At 68.8% G+C, this 17979-nt stretch carries 15 protein-coding genes; 7 read left to right on the top strand and 8 right to left on the bottom strand.

Features of this window, described 5'->3' with window-relative positions; genetic code table 11:
* Nucleotides 1-40: 40 nt before the first annotated feature.
* From D7Y21_RS24110 to D7Y21_RS24085, 6 genes are all read left to right on the top strand, one after another.
* Complete coding sequence (locus D7Y21_RS24110; protein WP_120565288.1) at nucleotides 41-760, top strand: sterol desaturase family protein; 720 nt, start codon at nucleotides 41-43, stop codon at nucleotides 758-760.
* Nucleotides 761-807: 47 nt separating this feature from the next.
* On the top strand, nucleotides 808-2604 hold the full coding sequence (locus D7Y21_RS24105) for an amidase (protein WP_121715955.1): 1797 nt from the start codon (nucleotides 808-810) through the stop codon (nucleotides 2602-2604).
* 62 nt (nucleotides 2605-2666) lie between these two features.
* On the top strand, nucleotides 2667-3251 hold the full coding sequence (locus D7Y21_RS24100; protein WP_120565286.1) for a TetR/AcrR family transcriptional regulator: 585 nt from the start codon (nucleotides 2667-2669) through the stop codon (nucleotides 3249-3251).
* A 102-nt stretch (nucleotides 3252-3353) separates the two neighbouring features.
* Nucleotides 3354-4472 carry an aldo/keto reductase gene (locus D7Y21_RS24095; protein ID WP_121715953.1) on the top strand — a complete coding sequence of 373 codons (1119 nt, stop codon included), beginning with the start codon at nucleotides 3354-3356 and terminating at the stop codon, nucleotides 4470-4472.
* Nucleotides 4473-4609: 137 nt separating this feature from the next.
* Complete coding sequence (locus D7Y21_RS24090; protein ID WP_233591749.1) at nucleotides 4610-6355, top strand: glycoside hydrolase family 88 protein; 1746 nt, start codon at nucleotides 4610-4612, stop codon at nucleotides 6353-6355.
* Between the two features lie 86 nt (nucleotides 6356-6441).
* The gene (locus tag D7Y21_RS24085) at nucleotides 6442-7572 is read left to right on the top strand and encodes a spore photoproduct lyase family protein (protein WP_199735482.1); all 1131 of its coding nucleotides are present in this window, start codon (nucleotides 6442-6444) and stop codon (nucleotides 7570-7572) included.
* On the opposite strand, the gene D7Y21_RS24080 is transcribed toward D7Y21_RS24085, so the two are convergent.
* The 6 genes from D7Y21_RS24080 to D7Y21_RS24060 form a co-directional block, all read right to left on the bottom strand.
* Complete coding sequence (locus D7Y21_RS24080) at nucleotides 7569-10040, bottom strand: hypothetical protein (RefSeq protein WP_147469360.1); 2472 nt, start codon at nucleotides 10038-10040, stop codon at nucleotides 7569-7571. The two genes, D7Y21_RS24085 and D7Y21_RS24080, sit on opposite strands and share 4 nt — an antisense overlap.
* 324 nt (nucleotides 10041-10364) lie before the next feature.
* On the bottom strand, nucleotides 10365-11714 hold the full coding sequence (locus D7Y21_RS24075) for a GntR family transcriptional regulator (RefSeq protein ID WP_121715949.1): 1350 nt from the start codon (nucleotides 11712-11714) through the stop codon (nucleotides 10365-10367).
* A 519-nt stretch (nucleotides 11715-12233) separates the two neighbouring features.
* A complete protein-coding gene (locus D7Y21_RS42930) occupies nucleotides 12234-12872 on the bottom strand; it encodes a hypothetical protein (RefSeq protein ID WP_233612260.1) in 639 nt (212 codons plus the stop codon).
* A 3-nt stretch (nucleotides 12873-12875) separates the two neighbouring features.
* The gene (locus tag D7Y21_RS42925) at nucleotides 12876-13493 is read right to left on the bottom strand and encodes a hypothetical protein (RefSeq protein ID WP_233612259.1); all 618 of its coding nucleotides are present in this window, start codon (nucleotides 13491-13493) and stop codon (nucleotides 12876-12878) included.
* A 91-nt stretch (nucleotides 13494-13584) separates the two neighbouring features.
* Nucleotides 13585-13917, bottom strand: a complete 333-nt coding sequence (locus D7Y21_RS24065; protein WP_120568381.1) for a hypothetical protein — start codon at nucleotides 13915-13917, stop codon at nucleotides 13585-13587.
* Nucleotides 13914-15458: an alpha/beta hydrolase-fold protein gene (locus D7Y21_RS24060; protein ID WP_121715947.1), complete on the bottom strand. Its 1545-nt coding sequence runs from the start codon at nucleotides 15456-15458 to the stop codon at nucleotides 13914-13916. The genes D7Y21_RS24065 and D7Y21_RS24060 overlap by 4 nt, the downstream gene beginning before the upstream one ends.
* A gap of 218 nt (nucleotides 15459-15676) precedes the next feature.
* On the opposite strand from D7Y21_RS24060, the gene D7Y21_RS24055 reads away from it, so the two are divergent.
* Nucleotides 15677-15880, top strand: coding sequence for a YtxH domain-containing protein (locus tag D7Y21_RS24055; protein WP_120568379.1), 204 nt, complete (start codon nucleotides 15677-15679; stop codon nucleotides 15878-15880).
* 108 nt (nucleotides 15881-15988) lie between these two features.
* Here D7Y21_RS24055 and D7Y21_RS24050 read toward each other — a convergent pair whose 3' ends face one another.
* Nucleotides 15989-17365 (bottom strand): hypothetical protein, encoded by a 1377-nt coding sequence (locus D7Y21_RS24050; protein ID WP_121715944.1) that lies wholly within the window; start codon nucleotides 17363-17365, stop codon nucleotides 15989-15991.
* 224 nt (nucleotides 17366-17589) lie between these two features.
* Nucleotides 17590-17979 (bottom strand): hypothetical protein (locus tag D7Y21_RS41880; RefSeq protein WP_158627342.1); only part of this gene is annotated, 390 nt, incomplete at its 5' end.

The following is a 17979-nucleotide window of genomic DNA, read 5'->3' as shown; positions in this document are numbered from 1 at the left end:
ATTCGTATGAGGGGCAGTCCGAAATCACGGAAGGATTCCCATGCTGCCCTGGCTCGTCCTCATCGCCGGTTTCTGCTTTCTCATTGAACAGCTGTCCCTGGGGTGGAAGCTGCCCCGCGTGCGCGGCTGGCACCTGAGGGTGGTGCTCATCAACCTGGCGCAGGTGGGCGTGGTGGTGCTGGGCGGCTACACCTGGGACCGGTGGTTCTCCGCGCACTCGGTCTTCCACCTGTCCCGGCATGTGAATCCGGTGGTGGGCGGGGTGCTGGCCTACCTCATCGCCACGTTCGTTTTCTACTGGTGGCACCGCGCGCGGCACGAGAGCGATGTGCTCTGGCGGTTCTTCCATCAAATCCATCACAGCCCGCAGCGGCTGGAGGTCATCACCAGCTTCTACAAGCACCCGCTGGAGATGACGGCCAACAGCCTCATTGGCGGACTGCTCGTCTACACGGTGCTGGGGTTGAGTCCGGCGGCGGGCGCCATCTACACGGCCTGCTGCGCGCTGGGCGAATACTTCTACCACACCAACATCCGCACCCCGCGCTGGGTGGGCTGGTTCTTCCAGCGGCCGGAGATGCACCGCATCCACCACGAGTACGGCAAGCACAAGAACAACTACGGCGACCTGCCCATCTGGGACATGTTGTTCGGCACCTACGAGAACCCGGCCACATGGGACGCCTCGTGCGGGTTCGATGACGCGAAGGAGCAGCGGCTGGGGGACATGCTCGCCTTCCGCGACGTGCATCGCTCGTAGGCGGTGGCACACTGGCGCCCCCTTCGTTTCATCCGTGAGGTCGCGCCATGAGCAGCTCGCGTCGGCAGTTCCTGACCCACACCGTGATTGGACTCGCGAGCACCGCAGTCTCCGCGGCGCCGGACGCGGGCACGTCCGCCCCGCCGGCCGGAGCGCCGCCCACCTTCGGCGCGGGCCCCACGGTGGGGCCGGAGGTGAGCCCCACCACCTTCGCGGAGGCCGAAAAGCTGATGCAGGTGCAGCTCACGCCCGCCGAGCGCACCCAGGCCGCCGGCAACTGGCGCGTGTCCCTGGCCCCGCTGCACGAGCGCCGCACCGGCCCGCGCAAGCTGGAGCTGGAGCCCACGCTGTCGCCCGCCTCGCAGTGGAACCCGTCGCTGCCGGGGCTCAAGCCCACCGCGCCCGCGAAGGAGCGCTTCGTGCGCAGCCGCGACGCGAAGGTGCCGCTGCCCGCGAAGGAGGAGGACATCGCCTTCGCGCCGCTCACGCAGCTGTCGCGCTGGGTGCAATCGCGAGCCATCACGTCGGAGCGGCTCACGCAGCTCTACCTCGCCCGGCTGAAGCGCCATGACCCCAAGCTCCAGTGCGTCATCACGCTGACGGAGGAGCTGGCGCTCCAGCAGGCCCGGCAGGCGGACAAGGACATCGCCGCGGGCCGCTACAAGGGCCCGCTGCACGGCATCCCCTGGGGAGCGAAGGACCTGGTGGACACCGCGGGCATCCGCACCACCTACGGCGCCGAGCCGTTCCGCGACCGCGTCCCCACCACGGACGCCGCGGTGGTGGAGCGGCTGCACCGCGCGGGCGCCGTGCTGGTTGCGAAGCTCAGCCTGGGTGCGCTCGCGCTCAACGACATCTGGTTCGGCGGCGAGACGAAGAACCCGTGGCTGTTGGAGGAAGGCTCCTCCGGCAGCAGCGCGGGGCCGGGCGCGGCGACGGCGGCGGGGCTCGTGGGCTTCTCCCTGGGCAGCGAGACGGGCGGCAGCATCGTGTCGCCGTCCATGCGCTGCGGCATCACCGGCCTGCGCCCCACCTACGGCCGCGTGCCGCGCACGGGCGCGATGACGCTGTGCTGGTCGCTGGACAAGCTGGGGCCCATGACGCGCGGAGTGGAGGACTCGCTGCTGGTGCTCGCCGCGCTCAACGGCGCGGACGCGGGCGACGTGGCGAGCGTGTCCGCGAAGCTGGACTTCGACGCGAACGCGCCCGTGAAGGGCCTGCGCGTGGGCTACGTGCCCGCGTGGATGAAGGAGAACCCCGCCACGGACGTGGACCGCGCGGCGCTGGAGACGCTCAAGGGGCTGGGCCTGACGCCGGTGGAGGTACAGTTCCCCGACTGGCCGTACTCCGCCCTCAACGTCATCCTCTTCGCGGAGGCCGCCGCCGCCTTCGAGGAGCTCACGCTCACCCACGGCGTGGACGCGCTGAAGATGCAGACGCCCGACGCGTGGCCCAACCTCTTCCGCCAGTCCCGCTTCCTGTCCGCGGTGGACTTCGTCCAGGCGGACCGGCTGCGCCGCAAGGTGGCCCAGGAGCTGGCGCGCATCTTGTCGCAGGTGGACGTGTTGCTCGTGCCCTCGCTGCGCGACGAAGCCCTCACCATCACCAACCACACGGGCCACCCGTCGCTCACGCTGCGCACCGGCTTCGTGGAGGTGTCCAAGGCCCGCAGCGACTGGGCCCCGGACCCCAATCGCCCCGTGCCCACCTTCACCACCCCGCGCCGCGTCCCGCACGGCGTGACACTCATCGGCCAGCTCTTCGACGAGGGCACCCTGGGCCGCGTGGGCATCGCCCTGGAGCGTGCCTCCGGCGTCGCCGGCGAGCGCCCGCCCGGCTTCTAGGCGCCCAAAGCCCCCGGACCGATTGTTTTGACAGGTCAGTCCAGAATCATTACGTAGGGGGCATGGCACGCACGAAAGAGTTCGACCGGGACGAGGCGGTGCGCCGGGCGATGCAGGTCTTCTGGGAGCAGGGCTATGAGGCCACCTCCACGGACGACCTGCTGCGCGCCATGGGCATCGGCCGGCAGAGCATGTACGACACCTTCGGGGACAAGCACGGCCTCTACCTGGACGCCCTGCGCGCCTACCAGGCGGAGTACAGCTCCAACCTGGTGGAGTGCCTGCGCTCGCACCCGTCGCCCCTGGGCGCCATCCGCGAGTACCTCCTCTCCATCCCCAACGGCACCCAGAAGGTGCGCGCCCGGGGTTGCCTCTTCGTGAACGCCACCGCGGAGCTGGCGCACGTGGACGCGGAGGTCGCCACGCTGCTCAAGACCGGGGGCGCCCTGGGCCAGGGCGCGCTGGAGCGCGTGGTGAAGGATGCCCAGCGCAAGGGGGAGCTCAATCCCAGGGTGGACCCGGGTGTCGCCGCCAGCTTCCTCCTGGCCACCATCGGCGGGCTGCGCCTGAGCGCCAAGGCCGGCACTCCGCCGGAAGCCCTGCGCGACGTCGTGGACTTCGCGATGGCGGGCCTCAGGGCCCAGTAACCCGCTCCGCTGTTTTCCCGTCGCGGGAAGCCCCCGCGCCGTCTTCGCATGTTTTTATCTGGATTATTCAGTCCAAATAAGCCGCTGGAAGGGAGTCACACCATGCCGATGGATCGCTACTACCTGCTGGGCCGTTCGGGGCTGCGCGTCAGCCCGCTGTCGCTGGGCACGATGACGTTCGGGAAGGAGGGCACCTACGGCGGCCCCTGGGGCTCCACGGAGGACGTGTCCCGGACGCTGTTCAACCGCTACCTGGACGCGGGCGGCAACTTCGTGGACACCGCCGACCTGTACACGCACGGCAGCAGCGAGACGCTCATCGGGAAGTTCCTGGAGGAGCGCGGCGACCGGGACCGCGTCGTGCTCGCCACCAAGTACACGTACAACGCCACCCGGCCGGGAGACCCGAACGCGGGCGGCAACAGCCGCAAGAACATGCTGCGCGCGGTGGAGGCTTCCCTGAAGCGGCTGCGCACGGACTACATCGACCTGTTCCTGCTGCACACCTGGGATCGCCTCACCCCGGCGGAGGAGGTGGTCCGCACGTTCGATGATCTGGTGCGCGCGGGGAAGATCCGCTACGCGGGCCTGTCCGACGTGCCGTCCTGGTACGCGGCGCGCGCGCAGACCTGGGCGGAGGCGCACGCGCTCACGCCGCTCATCAACCTGCAGCTCCAGTACTCGCTGGTGGAGCGCAGCCTGGAGCACGAATACGTGCCGCTGGCCCAGACGCTGGGCATGGGCATCACCACCTGGAGCCCGCTGGGTGCGGGGCTGCTCTCTGGCAAGTACCGGCCGAGCGAGGCCGGCGCCCAGGGCGAGGGCCGCCTCAACTCCGCGGTGGGCGGCCACCAGCTGGGCCTGTTCACGGACCGCAACTGGCGCATCGTCTCCACGCTGGAGCAGGTGTCCAAGGAGCTGGGCCGGGACATGTCCCAGGTGGCGCTGAACTGGGTGGCCACGCAGCCCGGGGTGGGCTCGGTCATCATCGGCGCGACGAACCCCAAGCAGCTGGACGGCAACCTCGCCGCGCTGGACTTCAGCATCCCCGCCGAGCTGCGCCGCCAGCTGGACGAGGCCAGCGCACCGCCCGTGCCGTTCCCCCACGGCATGTTCTCCAATCCCTACCAGCTGAACCTGCACGGCAACACCGCGGTGGGGGACAAGCCCGCGGGCTACTCGCAGCCCGTGTTCACGGGAGCCGCGCCCCGGGTCGGGTAGGGCACATCCCATCCCTCCAGCGAGGCCGGGGGGGCGGGCAGCCTGCGTCCTCGCGGCCACTGGTCCGCGAGGACAGGGGCGGGCACCTTCCGCGCCGGGCATGCAGGGGAGGGTGTATGGGATTGAGAAAGCCGGGAGTGAAGCTGTGGTGGATGGTGGCGCTGCTGGTGGCTCCGGTGGCGAATGCCTTCACGGATGCGGACGCGGTGCGCGTGTTCACGTTCGCCCGGGCGCAGCTCGCGGACACGGTCCTGGAGATGCCCAACGTGAACCGCTCGCCCAAGGCATCCCTGTCCAACGGGACATGGACCACGGTGGCCAACACGGACAAGATCGCGTGGACGCAGGGCTTCTTCCCCGGGAGCATGTGGTTCATGTTCCAGGTCGCCAACGAGCCCTACTGGCGCGACCGCGCGGACATGTGGACGCGCCCCCTGGAGGTCCAGAAGACCAACACGGAGACGCACGACCTGGGCTTCAAGATGTACAACAGCTACGGCAACGCCTGGCGGCTCACCGGCAATCCCTACTACCGCGACGTGCTGCTCACCTCCGCCGCGTCGCTGGCCACGCGCTACAACAGCACCGTGGGCATCATCGACTGTTGTGATTGGAACCCGAACTGGAACATCCCGCTCGTCACCGACACGATGATGGACATCGAGCTGCTGCTCTGGGGCGCCCAGAACGGCGGCCCCGCGGTGTGGCGCACCATGGCGGTGAACCACGCGCTCCGGACGCTCCAGGACGCGGTGCGCCCCAATGGCAGCTCGTTCCACTACGTGGACTACAACAACAACGGCACCATCCGTTCGCGAGGCACCTTCCAGGGCTACTCCGCCAGCTCCACCTGGGCGCGTGGGCAGGCGTGGCTCATCTATGGCTATACGATGGTGTACCGCTACACGCAGGACGCTCGCTTCCTCACCGCGGCCCGCCGGGTGACGGACTACTACCTGGCGAACCTGCCCGCGGACCGCGTGCCCAACTGGGACTTCAACGCGCCCAGCCAGTCCAAGGACTCCTCCGCCGCGGCCGCCGTCGCGTCTGCCCTGCTGGAGCTGAGCACCCTGGAGACGGACGCCACGCGGCGCACCACCTACCGCAACGCCGCGCTGGCCATGCTCGACTCGCTGGCGTCGCCCGCGTACCTGGCGCAGGGCACCAACAGCCCGGGCCTGCTGCTGCACGGCGTGGGCAACTACCCGGCGGGGCAGGAGATCAACGTCAGCCTCATCTACGGCGACTACTACTTCCTGGAGGCGCTGCTGCGCTTCAACCCGCGCCCCAACTACCCCTGGTACTCGAAGCTGGACCTGCCGCGGAGCCAGCACCTGCTGGGCACCACCAACACGGGCACGCGCATCGTGGAGTTCGACCTCACCCCGCTGGCGGACAACCTGGGCGGCGGCGTGGTGGGCTGGACGGACAGCTCCACGGAGGTGACAGCCTTCAACCGGCTGAACATGGCGCTGCGCATGAGCGAGGACGGCATCTTCCAGGTGCGCAACGGCGCGGGCTACTCGTGGATCCGCCGGGTGCCGTACGTGCGCAACCAGACGTACCACTTCCGCATGAACGTGGACCTGCTCGCGAAGCGCTACTCCGTCTGGGTGACGCCGCCGGGCGCCGCGGAGGTGCTGCTCGTGGACCGGGTCGCGTTCCGGGCGGACGGGCCGCCAATCGACGACCTGGGCCGCGTCGCGGTCATCTCCGTCGTGACGGACAGCGACTTCCGCGTGAACAACCACCGCGTCTATGCGCCCACCGCGAGCGTCGCGGCGGCGCTGGAGAAACGGACCCCGCTGCCCGAGGCCCTGTGGAAGCAACTGGACGCGCCGGCTCCCGCCTCCACGGGCCCCGCGGCTCCGTCCGAGCGCTGACAGCAGGCCCCTGCCCGGTGGCCCGCCCGGCGTCAGGGTGGGCCACCGCGGGTGCATGGGAGACGAAACGCGGTTACATCCGCCGGGTGACGAACCTGGACCTCTTCCTCCCGGAACCCGCCCCGCGCCCGGCCGCCGTCCCGACGGGCCCCGGCCCGCTCGACCGGCTGCTGAAGGTGTCGCGCATCTACCTGGAGCCCGCCGTGCGGGAGCATGCGCGCGGCCTGGAGATTCTCGCGCGCTACCCGGACGCGGAGCGGGTGGAGGTGGCCGCGCACCAGCACATCCCCGGCCTCTTCGGCAACGAAGGCAACGTGGAGGCCTGGAACCGCATCAAGGGCAGCACCCTGGTGCTGGGTGTGAAGAAGACGCTGTCCTTCATCGCCAATGACCGCAGCTCGGACTTCATCGCGCCCTCCACGGCGAACGGCTGCGTGATGGCGTGCGCGTACTGCTACGTGCCACGCAACAAGGGCTACGCGAACCCGGTCACGGTGTTCGTGAACATCGACCGCATCCAGGAGGCCATCCGCAAGCACGCGCACAAGCGCGGGCCCAAGCTGGAGCCCAACACGGTGGATCCCCACGCGTGGGTCTATGACATCGGGTGCAACAGCGACTGCGCCGCGGACGCGGCCATCAGCGACAACGTGCGGGACCTGGTGCGGCTGTTCACCACGCTGCCCAACGCCAAGGCCAGCTTCGCCACCAAGCTGGTGAACCGCGAGCTGCTCACCTACGAGCCGAAGGGCAGGACGCGCATCCGCTTCAGCCTGATGCCGCACGCCCCGGCGAAGCTGCTGGACGTGCGCACCAGCCCCATCGCGGAGCGCATCGCCGCCATCGACGACTTCGTGGCCGCCGGCTACGAGGTGCACCTCAACTTCTCCCCCGTCATCCTCCACGAGGGCTGGCAGGACGCCTACGTGGAGCTGTTCCAGCAGGTGGACGCCGGCATCGGCGAGCGGGCGAAGCAGCAGCTCGCGTGTGAGATCATCTTCCTCACGCACAACGCGGGCCTGCACGAGGTGAACCTGGGCTGGCACCCGAAGGCGGAGGAGCTGCTGTGGCGGCCCGAAATCCAGGAGACGAAGGTGTCCCAGGGCGGCGGCGTCAACGTGCGCTACCGCACCGGATTCAAGGGCCGCCACGTGGCGGAGTTCCAGGCCCTGCTCGCGAAGCACCTGCCGTACTGCCGCGTGCGCTACGCCTTCTAGGGTTGGCGCTGCGGCTGCAATATCCAGGAGTAGGTGGTGTCCGAGTCGACGTACTGCCCGGACATCTCTCCCGAGGGCAGCACCACCGGCTTGGCTCCCCCCGCATCGGTGAAGAGGATGTTCCCGGGAAGGTCCAGCTCGGGTCCACGGCAGTCGGGGCCACCGCTGACGGTGAGGTGCACGAGGGTCGGATCGGCGAGCGCCGACGTGTAGGAGCGCGAGGGATGTGACAGCCAGTCCTGGGTGTCGGGATCCGGTGACGTCAATTCATCGAAGGGGTTCAGCATCAGGATCCCGCCCCCGGCGAGCAGCGGGTACGGAGTGGGCCCGTGCGTGTACCTGCACCCTCCGGACACGTAGTCGACGTCGAGCGTGAAGTCGCCGGCGGGCTGCATGAGGATGGAGCCTCCCAGCCGCTTCGTGTGAGGGATGAGCGGGTGCTCGAAGTCCGGGTCCTCGAAGCCGCCCAGCACCTGGAGCTCCACGTTCGTGTCGATGAGCTTCCGGCCCGACGACCAGGTCTTCCCCTTCAGGACGGACCTCGTGGTGCCCTTGAACCTCCAGCAGCCCACGTTGTTGCGCTTGAGGTAGGGCATCTCCGCCGCCGTCAGGCGCCCGCCGCCGCCGGGCTCGAACTTCGCGTTGCTGACGATGACGACGAGCTCCTGGACCCGCTGGGACTTCATGTCGCGGCAGAAGCCCACGTACTCGTATTCGCTCCAGTCCTCGTCGTGCCACGCCCCGGCCTCGTCCTTCCAGAGCGCGAACACCTTCACGGGGTCCTTCGCGTCGGTGATGTTCTTGAACCACCCGTTGTAGAAGAGCACGGAGCGGGTGCCCGGATCGCTGAACGTGATGCGGTAGTAGCGGTTGGCCAGGTTGCTCAGCTCGTCGTGAATGTTGTCCGAGGCCTCGGGCCAGCCCGACAGGTCGGCGTTGAGCTCACCGTGCTTCACGTTCTCATCGAGGTTGTCCCACTGCTTGAAGGACTCCGCCCGGGTCTTGCTGGGGGGCCCGTTCCAGAGGGTCTTCCCGAACTCCGGCCAGACCTTCTCGAATCCGCCGGGGAGGACGGAGTCCACCGCGGTGAGGCTGGAGGTCTCCGTGGTCAGCTTCGCCAGCGCGGCCGTCACGACCGCCGGCCCATACTTCTTCGCCACGTACTGGAAGAACAGGTAGGCGCCGTAGTCGCGCCCGGCGCCTTTCGCCGCGCTGGTCGTGCAGTTGCCCTGAGCCTGGCTGTCCAGCGACAGGGCCGGGGAGTTCATGAAACAGCCGGCGAACATGTGTTCGTACTGCTGCTGCTGGCCCGACCCCACCAGGAGCGTTGGATACACATGGTCGATGGCCCAGTTCGCGGTCGCATCGCGGATCCACCCATAGTCGCCCTGCCGCCCCTTCGTCTTGTAGGACCACTGGATGGCGTGCATCAGTTCGTGCGTCACCGCCCCCTTGAGGGAGGCGTCGTCGGCATCGGCATCCAGCAGGATGTAGGTAGCGGCCTGCGTGGTCTCCCAGCCTTCGGGGATCGTCACGCCGCGGTCGGCCATGTTGAGGACCAGGTAGATGTCGAGCTGGGGGCCTTCCCCGTTGCAGACCACGTCCTGGTCGGTGAGTGGCTCCTTGAGTCCCAGCGCCATCAGCTTGGGCCAGATGTCCTTCGCGATGGCCTCGTCGAGCATCGAGGCCTGGGCTCGCTGGTTCGGGAAGTTGACCCGGTACCAGACACGGACCTTCGAGGAGGAGGGATTCTTGACGTAGGCCCAGCCACCGGAGAAGGGGCGGCAGCGCGGATCCGCCATGCTGCTCAACCGGGCGTCGGGCGTGGGCGCGTTGAGCCAGCTCCCTGGGTCCGCCGGGCGCAGCAGGTACATCCCGAGCGCCGCCTGCATGGGCTGGGAGAGCGAGTTGAAGCGCTGATGCAGTTCCTCGAGCGAGGTGGCATCGAACCCCGGATCGACCCGGGCCTTGTACTGGATGGGCAGCCGGGGATCGCTGAACGCCGCGTACACACGGTAGGCCAGCAGCTCCTCGTCGTTGATGAGCCCGGCCTCATGCGCGGCCGTCAGCACCTCCGCGCTCGAAGGACTGGAGTCGTCGTAGGGCATCACGACCACGGTCAGGGTCGCGCTCGCGGACCCTGCCCTGGCCGTGATGAGCGCTCCGCCAGGGGCCACGCCCTCCAGCCGGCCGCCGGTCACCGTGACGGCGCCGGACGGAACAGCGGACCACTCCACCTGGACGTCCTCGAGCGCCTCCCCGGCGGCGTCGACCGCCAGGGCGGACAGGGTCAGCGATTCGCCCACCAGCAGCGTCGCCCCATTTGGCGAAAGGGTGAGGGCGGCGACCTTGTCGTTGTCGCCGCCGCCTCCTGGGGACGGGTCCGGTTCGGTGGTGGAGCCGCAGGCGAGGACGAACGTGAGCAGCAGGCACAACGCGAGCCGTGAAGCTCCATGAACCACGGGCATGTCCAGACCTCAGAGCAATGGGGATGAGGCCTGGGTGTTACGACGATCCATTTTAATATTCGCTTGAAGGAGTTCGGGCGGCTCACAGGTCCTGGAACCAGGTGGCGTAGGGCGTGTTCCGCACGAGGCGCCGGTTGAGGTCCGGCGTGCCGTCCGTCCACCACGGCGGGCCTCGCTCTCCCAGGCCCTGCTCGCGAAGCACCTGCCGTACTGCCGCGTGCGGTACGCCTTCCAGGCAGGTTGCCCAGAATCGCGGTCGCTACCCGTCAGCGGAGGGTATGCGGAGCGCCATGGGCGAGTGCGGACACGCCGGGCTGTCGCCACTCACGAAACAGGTGAAGGTCGTGGAATGGGCAAGCGCCAGAGGCGCGCAGCCCACCGGACCAGGAGACCCTGGATGGCCTGAAGTAGTCCGCTCACCGTGTGCGCCGTCACGCGTGTCTGCTCACCGCGGTCGGAGTGTGGAGGCTCAGGCTGGATGCCCTCTTCCGGTGACGAAGCGCTCGAACCTGTCCGACAGTCGGACTGGTTTCCCGAGCCCGCACTCGTCACGTCCTCGTCGGCGCACGCCAGGTCGAGCTCGCACGGAGCGAACACCAAGGTGGTAGGAGACGGCAGCGTCCTGTTGTCCGGCTTCACGGCAAGAGCCGCCACCTGGGGGCGGGCTGGAACCGCGAGCGCTTCGGTGTCCTCGACGTCTTGTGCAAGGTGGTCAGGGGCGCCCACGCAGGGAGGGGGGACCTCCAGCGAATCGTCCCGCGGGACAGTCGGTGAGAGGCGGCTGAGGCCACGTCTCTCGACGCCAGGGAGGGCCTCGAGCGACTCATGCTGCTCGGCGGCTGATTCGCTGCGGCCAATTCCATGCTCCTCCACGCAGGGACGCGCCGCGGGTGCCTTGTCCTGCACGGTGGCGCCGAGGGGCCACTCCTGGGTGCGCGGGGCCTCTGGAGACACAGGCTTCGTGGAGGCGGGAGCGAAAGCATTCAGCACGAGCTCATCGCAAGCCTTCAGTAGTGCCGGCAGCTCGTTCTGAAGTGCCTGCACGTCGCGCTCGTGCAGAATCGCTGTCACGCGGAGGACCCACTCGCGCAGCGCCTCACCACCCATGAGCGGCAGCAGTTGGGCTGCGCCTCCCAGGAATGCCCGCTGCAGGGACTGAACGAGGAGCACGTGCCCCGGCCGCGCCGCCACCCGGGCCGCCTGCCGCAGCAACTCGAACTCCACCTGGGCGCAGGTTGCACCCGACTCCCAGCGCGCCGCGTCCTGCAACTGGAAGCACGTGCTCCCCAGCCGGTCCAGGTCGAGGTCCGAAGCCCTCGCGCAGCAATCGGCCAGCAGTTCCACCAGCACCTGCCGCTTGAGGCTGAAGTAGCCCTCCAGCAGCCACCGGGCGTCCGGGTTGCTCGCGTCATGCAGCGCCAGGCCCAGGTTCTCCAATGTCAGCGACTCGTCCAGCGCCACCGCGCGCGTCTTGCGCCCGGGGTGTTGCACCACCAGGCCCCGCGCCGCCAGCCGCCGCAGCGCCTCGCGGAGGGTGCCCCGGCACACGTCATAGCGGCGCGCCAGCTTCGCTTCGGAGCCGAATTGCCCGCTCGGGTGCAGCCTCCCCAGCGCGATATCGCGCTCGATTTGCGCCTCCACATAAGCCACGAGTCCTCCCCGTCCCATCCCCATTCCCCCTCCTCGTCCCAGCATCGCCATCCAACCACAGGGGTCTGACATGGACGTGCGGGCCCCCTCCGCGTCGATTGCCGGGCCAGCGCGCCCCCGGGTCGCATGGGGCGAAAACCTGTCCGACAGTCGGACAAGTTCGTGGGCCCCAGGCGGCGAAAACCTGTCCGACAGTCGGACAGGTTTTGAGGGAACCGGCCCCGGGCGGGCGCCTCTGTCCGTGCCCTCATTCTGGTGCCCGCGCACGCACGACGTCGCGGCTGCCGCCGTGCTCCGCGAGGCGTGCGGCCCCGGCTTCATGCAGTGCGGACCTGTCCGACAGTCGGACAGGTTTTGAGGCCACCGTGCCCGGGCGGGCGCCTCTGCTCGTGGGCCCGCCTTGGCGTCCGCTTGAGTTCCCGTTGTGGCCCACCGCGGCGCTCCGCGAGGCGCGCGTCCTCGCGGAGGATTTGGGGTCGCGGGATGGAGTGACGGACTGCTGGGGCCTTCTTGGGCGCCTCACTCCCGCGGTGGCCTCCCCGCTCAGTACTCGTGCTGGATGAGCCAGAACACCGCGGTGCGGTGCGACACGGGGAAGTACACGATGTAGAGGTTGTGGAAGTCGTGCGCGCCCGCGGCCACCAACGGGTCGTCGTAGAGGTGCGCCACCACCGGCACCTCCGTGCCGTTGCCCAGCTCCTGCGGCAGCACCTGGCCCAGCTCCGGGAAGGCCCACGCGATGCGGCTCGCGAAGTCCGCGTACGTCAGGTCCGGCTGCCGCGTGAACTGCACGCGCTGGTTGGACGACAGCTCCGGCAGCGTGGCGAACGCTCCCTCCACCACCCAGTCCAGCTGCGTGGGCTGCGTGTCCGCCACGGAGGGTACGTTGAACGTCCAGAGGAACTCGTCGCAGGAGTTCTCGCCGGCCTTGCACCGCGCGTGGCCGTCCGCCCGGGCCTCGTTGATGGCGTCGTTGTCCTCCAGCTCCGTGAGCGGCAGCGGGCCCGCGCCGTAGTAGCGCCGGTAGAAGTCCTTGCACACCGGCCACATCCGCGACGTGAAGGCCGCCTCGCCGTTGGCGCACCAGGGCTTCTGTCCGGAGGACACCGCGCACTGCGACAGCCAGGCGTCGTGCGCGTCCTGCGCGTCCGTGCACTGGGGCAGCGCCTGCGCCGGCGTCACCTGCTACGTCTCCACCACGCTCTCGTCACACACCTCGATGCGCGTGGCCACGTCCAGGTCGCATGCGGTGAACAGGTCATCCTGCGCGCAGGCTCCGTTGAGACAGCCCAGCGCCAGGCGGAACTTCTTGCCCGCGCCCGTGCCGGTGCTCACCACCGCCAGGTACTCGCCGCCCTGAGCCAGCGTCAGGCTGGCCACCTTGGACAGCTGGCCGTAGCCCGCGTCGTCGTCCTGCGCGAGCACCGTGGTGCCGTAGCTGCCGCTGGCGTTCTTCGGACCGTAGATGAACAGGCCCGTGTCCAGGTACATGCTGCTGCCCAGGTGCGTGACCTCCAGGCTCACCCTCGCGCCCGCGGCCACGTTGAAGCTGAAGGACAGAGACTGCGGATTCGTCGTGAACTGCGTCTGCACCGCGCCGTTCAATCCCACCGGACCCAGGTACGCCGTGCTGTCCACGATGTTGCCGCTCGCGGGCACGGGCGGCGGGTACAGGATGGACTGCGTGCTCGCGCCCACCTCCGCGGGCGCTCCCGGCGAAACCACCGGCTCCTGTGACGGACCACACGCCGCCACGAGCAACGACGGCACCAGCCACCACAGCCGATTCCAGGCGTGACGCATGCAACACTTCCTTCTTGTCTTGGGGGGATTACAGCTTTGAGACAGAAGGCGTGTTCCACACCCGGAGGTGGGTGCTCAAGTCACAACCGGTTCACGGGGACTGGGGCAGGTCCTGGAACCAGGCGGCGTAGGGCGTGTTCCGCACGAGGCGCCGGTTGAGGTCCGGCGTGCCGTCCGTCCACCACGGCGGGCCCCGTTCTCCCAGGCCCACCTTGGCGCGGTGCACGCGGTTCCGCGCCCGGCGCTCCAGGGCTGCGTCCTTCGCGCGCTTCGCCCGGCCCACGTCGGCTCGGGCCCGCATCAGCGCGGCCACCAGCAGCTCTCGCTGCCGGGGCCCGAGCGCCGGATTGGAGCGGCGCCACAGCCGCCCGTCCACCACCAGGTAGCGTCCATCCGGGGTGGTGGGGGGCGGCGGCTTCGTCACTGCTTCACGGGATACAAGAAGCGCAGGAGGTCACCGAAGCGCGCGCTCCACGCGGCCTCGTTGTGCTGGCCTCCATCCACCACCGTGTACTTGAGGTCGTCGTCCAGCACCCAGCCCTTGGCCACCAACGCGTCGCGCAGCGCCTGCGCATCCGCCACCGTCTCCGCCTCGTCGCCGTCGCCTTCCTTGGTGCCGATGTCCTCCCAGATGCGCAGCGCGGGCTTCGTGGTGAGCGCGTTCACCTGCGAGACAATCTCCCGGTCCGCCCACCACACCGACGGCGACACCACGCCCAGGCGGGTGAAGACGTCCGGGTGCTTGAGCCCCAGCGACATGGAGACGAGCCCGCCCAGCGACGAGCCCGCGAGCCCCGTGAACTCCGCCTCCGGCTTCGTGCGGAACTTCGCGTCGATGCTCGGCTTCAGCTCCTGGATGAGGAACTGGCCGTACACATCCGCGCGGCCCGCGTCCGGGTACTTCGGCGGGAAGGGCACGGGCGTGTACTCCGCGAGGCGGTCCTCCCCTGCGTTGTAGATGCCCACGATGATGAGCGGCTCCACCGCACCGGACTCCACCAGCGCCTGCGCCGTCTCATCCACGTTCCACTCGCCGGCGAACGCGGTGCTGACGTCCATCAGGTTCTGGCCGTCGTGCATGTAGAGCACCGGGTAGCGGCGCGTGGTGTCCTCTTCGTAGCCGGGCGGCAGCCAGATGATGACGTCGCGCGGCTTGAGCGTCGGGTCCGTGGGCGTGACGCTGAGCAGATAGCGCACGTCGCCGGTGAGCGTAGGAGGCGTGGCGTTCGCCCAACTGCCCACCACAATGGACACGCGCTCGAAGCCGCCACTGGTGGTGAAGGTGTGGTTGTCCACCTCCGCGCCCGTGTCGCTCTTCTCCACTGTCTTCCACGAACCCAGCGTCATCTTGAACTCCAGGCCCGTGCCTGCCGCGAAGGTGACGGCGCCCGCGTAGGCGTTGTCCACGGCCTGGTAGAGCCCCACCCCTGCCCCATTCCAGTTCCCCAGTTCCGGCTGATTCCCCGTCAGCCACACCTTGGCCCCAGCCGGTGTGATGTCTGGGACCTGGACGATGAACACGGTGCTCGCGCCTGTCTGCCCCCCCTCAGCGCCGAAGCGCTCTACCGTGAGGGCGACACTCTCCTCGTTCTCATGGACGGTGAGTGTGTGGTCCGCCTCCGGTGCTCCCAGGGCATCCAGCGCCACCTGGGGCGTGGGCGCCGTCATCCGCACCGCGTAGGTGAAGGCGGTGCCCTTGGGCAGCCGGGCCTTCAGGCTGAACTGACGGCCGCCCTGGTAGACCATCTCCAGGCCCCGGCCGTCCGTGCCGCCGAACGTGGCGGTGGGACCCTTGAGGAAGATCTCCGCGTCGACCGGCGTCTCCGGCGGGACGGTGAGGTCGAACTGGACGTCGGAGTAGAGCTGCTCGATGGGCTTCGGCTCGTCGGAGGAACAGCCCCAGAGGGCTGTCAACGCCAGGACGAGCAGCAGGGTGGGCCGCGAGGGCCGCAAGGACGACGACATGGATGGGTGGGCCTCCGGGGGCGGGAACACAAGCCCCTCGTGAAGGCGCACCCTAGCAGCGTGTTCCGACAGCCATCAGTGGGGCCCGAACGCCCCTGAACGGACATCCCATGGGGCTGGCCCCTTGGCAGTTGGTGGACAGTGCCTACCTTGCGCCGCGCACGGGGAACAGGTGGGTCGCATCCCGCCAACCCCCTCAAGCGAAGGAGTCACACTGCATGAAGAAGCTGACGCTGCTGGCCTTGACGCTGAGTGCACTGTCCGTGGGTACGGGTTGCCACCGCAACACCCGCGAGTCCGCCAAGGACGACATGGAGCAGGCGGGCGACAAGGTGAAGGACACGGCCGAGGACGCCGCCGACGCCACGGGCGACGCCGCGGAGAAGGCCGGCGACAAGATCGAGGACGCGACCGACAAGTAGTCGTCCGCCGCATCCGCGCGCGGAAGGAAACAAGCACCCCGGACGCCAGCCCCTTCACGGCGCCGGCCTCCGGGGTGTTGTCATGCATCGCGGATCAGCCGTGCGCGGCTAGAAGCCCGCCGCGAAGTCCAAGATGCTCCAGATCAGGCTGATCTGGTGGGACGTGCCCTGCGTCGTGCCGTAATCCGAGACGGTCCTGCCCGGCAGCGCGGGAATCTGGGGGCAGGTCAGCTGGCCGTGGATGGCCTGGGCGTAGCCGTTGGTGACGAGGGCGCTCGCGAAGGTGGAAGTGGAGGGAATCGTCACCTGGCCCGACGTGCTGACCGTGTTGGAGGCGCTGGTGTTCGAGAACGAGACGCCGATGGCGTCCGCGTCGAAGGCGTTGTTCCCGGTGATGACCTGGTTGATGGTCGGCGCGTTGACGTTCACGCGCCAGGTCCCTGCTTCACGCGCGGTGGCCACGCCGCTGATGGTCGTCCGGCCGGAGACGCGGCCCATGTGGTCGAAGCGGGCCTGGCACGGCGAGGTGCAGGGAATGCTGACAGGGAAGGGGAAGCGTACCGGGAACACCCCGCCCGGCCGGTGGATGATGAAGTCCCACCAGTAGAAGTAGATGCGGCGCGAGCACCGCAGTCCCAGCGACAGCTGGCTGGAGCCGGTGACCGTCCGGTTGAGGGTCGGGCCCATGGGGATGGCGTTGGCGCTCAGCGTGTGCTTCGCGCCCGGCCCGTTCCAGCCGTAGATGCTGCGGCCGGAGGTCGACACGAGGATGGACTGGGTGGTGGTGGGCGTGCGCGTCGTCGTGGTCGTCCAGCCGCAGGCGCACGGACCGATGATGGGGTACCACCAGTACCACTGCTGGACGTAGACCATGGCCTCGCCGCGCAGGTGCGGGAAGTCCTTGGACACCTCCTTCACCAGGTCGTACTCGCCCTGGCCAAACTTCGCGTCGAGCTCCGTGAGGACGGCGTCCAGCTCGCTGCTCACGTGCACGACGTCCTTCTCCGACGTGACGCCCTTGGACACGGTGAGGCTGCACTCCTTTTCGGTCGCGCAGTCCAGGTTCACGTCATAGGGCTGGGTGGCCAGCGCCTGGCCCTGCGGATCCTCCAGCACCAGCTTCTGCGCCCAGCCCGTCTCCCAGGGCTTGTCCAGCGCGCCGAAGAGCTTCACCTGGGAGATTTCGCCCGCCTTGGGCGTCACGTTCACGCCCGCGTTGGCGGTGTCCTTGCCGTCATAGGAGACGAGCTTCGCGGAGCGGGGCAGGTCGTCCTGCCGGTCCGTCCACAGGATGCTCGCGGTCAGCTCCCCGTCCACCAGCGCCACGTCGAGCACGGTGGCGATGTTCGGGCGGACCTCCTGCGGATCCGCGGCGTGGGCCGGCGCGGCCGCGAGCAGCCCTCCGAGCGCGAAGGAGGAGACGGTCAGCGAGCGCAGCCAGGACGGCACGAGGCCAGACAGGCCTCGCGAGGAGTGTTGGGGCATGTGGCAATCCCTTACGGACGAATGGGGGTCCGACCTCCGGCGCGAAGGGCCAGAGGTCGGTCTCCCCTCAGAGCAGGTCCCGTGCCAGGGATTGCGTCATGTCTGCCATTGATGCTGGTTTCGGAGGGAATACGTGGTTTTCCACGATGTTTCCGAAAGCGTTGCTTGCGCTGGGGATGTGTCCCTTTGCGCTACGGCGGCCCCGCCGGGTGTAGCGCGGAGGGCTACAGGATGCTGAAGAAGTCCTGGACGCTCTTCTCCATGGAATCCACCTCATTCTCTGGGAGCGTATAGGTGGACTGGATGTCAAAGGCGCGGCCAATGGGACTCAGGCCTCCGCCCGGGCACACCGCGACGCCCTGCACGGCGATGGCGTAGTTGCCCTGTGCCCGGCCGTACGGCTGCCAGGTGCTGGCGTTGCCGTTGTAGGCGTGGAAGGCCTCGCCGGACGTCTGCACGTAGCCTGAGCCGCTGCCCGCGTTGTGCGTGGCAATCCCCCTGTCGAATTCCTGGTCGCCGGTGGGCGCGTAGCGGGTCTCGTTCAGCAGTGGGCTCAGGCCATTGCCCAGGTGGTACTTGCTCTGCTCCATGGCCGACGCGTTGGGGATGGTGGG

Origin of the sequence: Corallococcus sp. AB045, assembly GCF_003668895.1 — a bacterium.
Taxonomy (GTDB): Bacteria; Myxococcota; Myxococcia; order Myxococcales; family Myxococcaceae; genus Corallococcus; species Corallococcus coralloides.
This window is presented reverse-complemented; position numbering and strand designations above follow the sequence as displayed.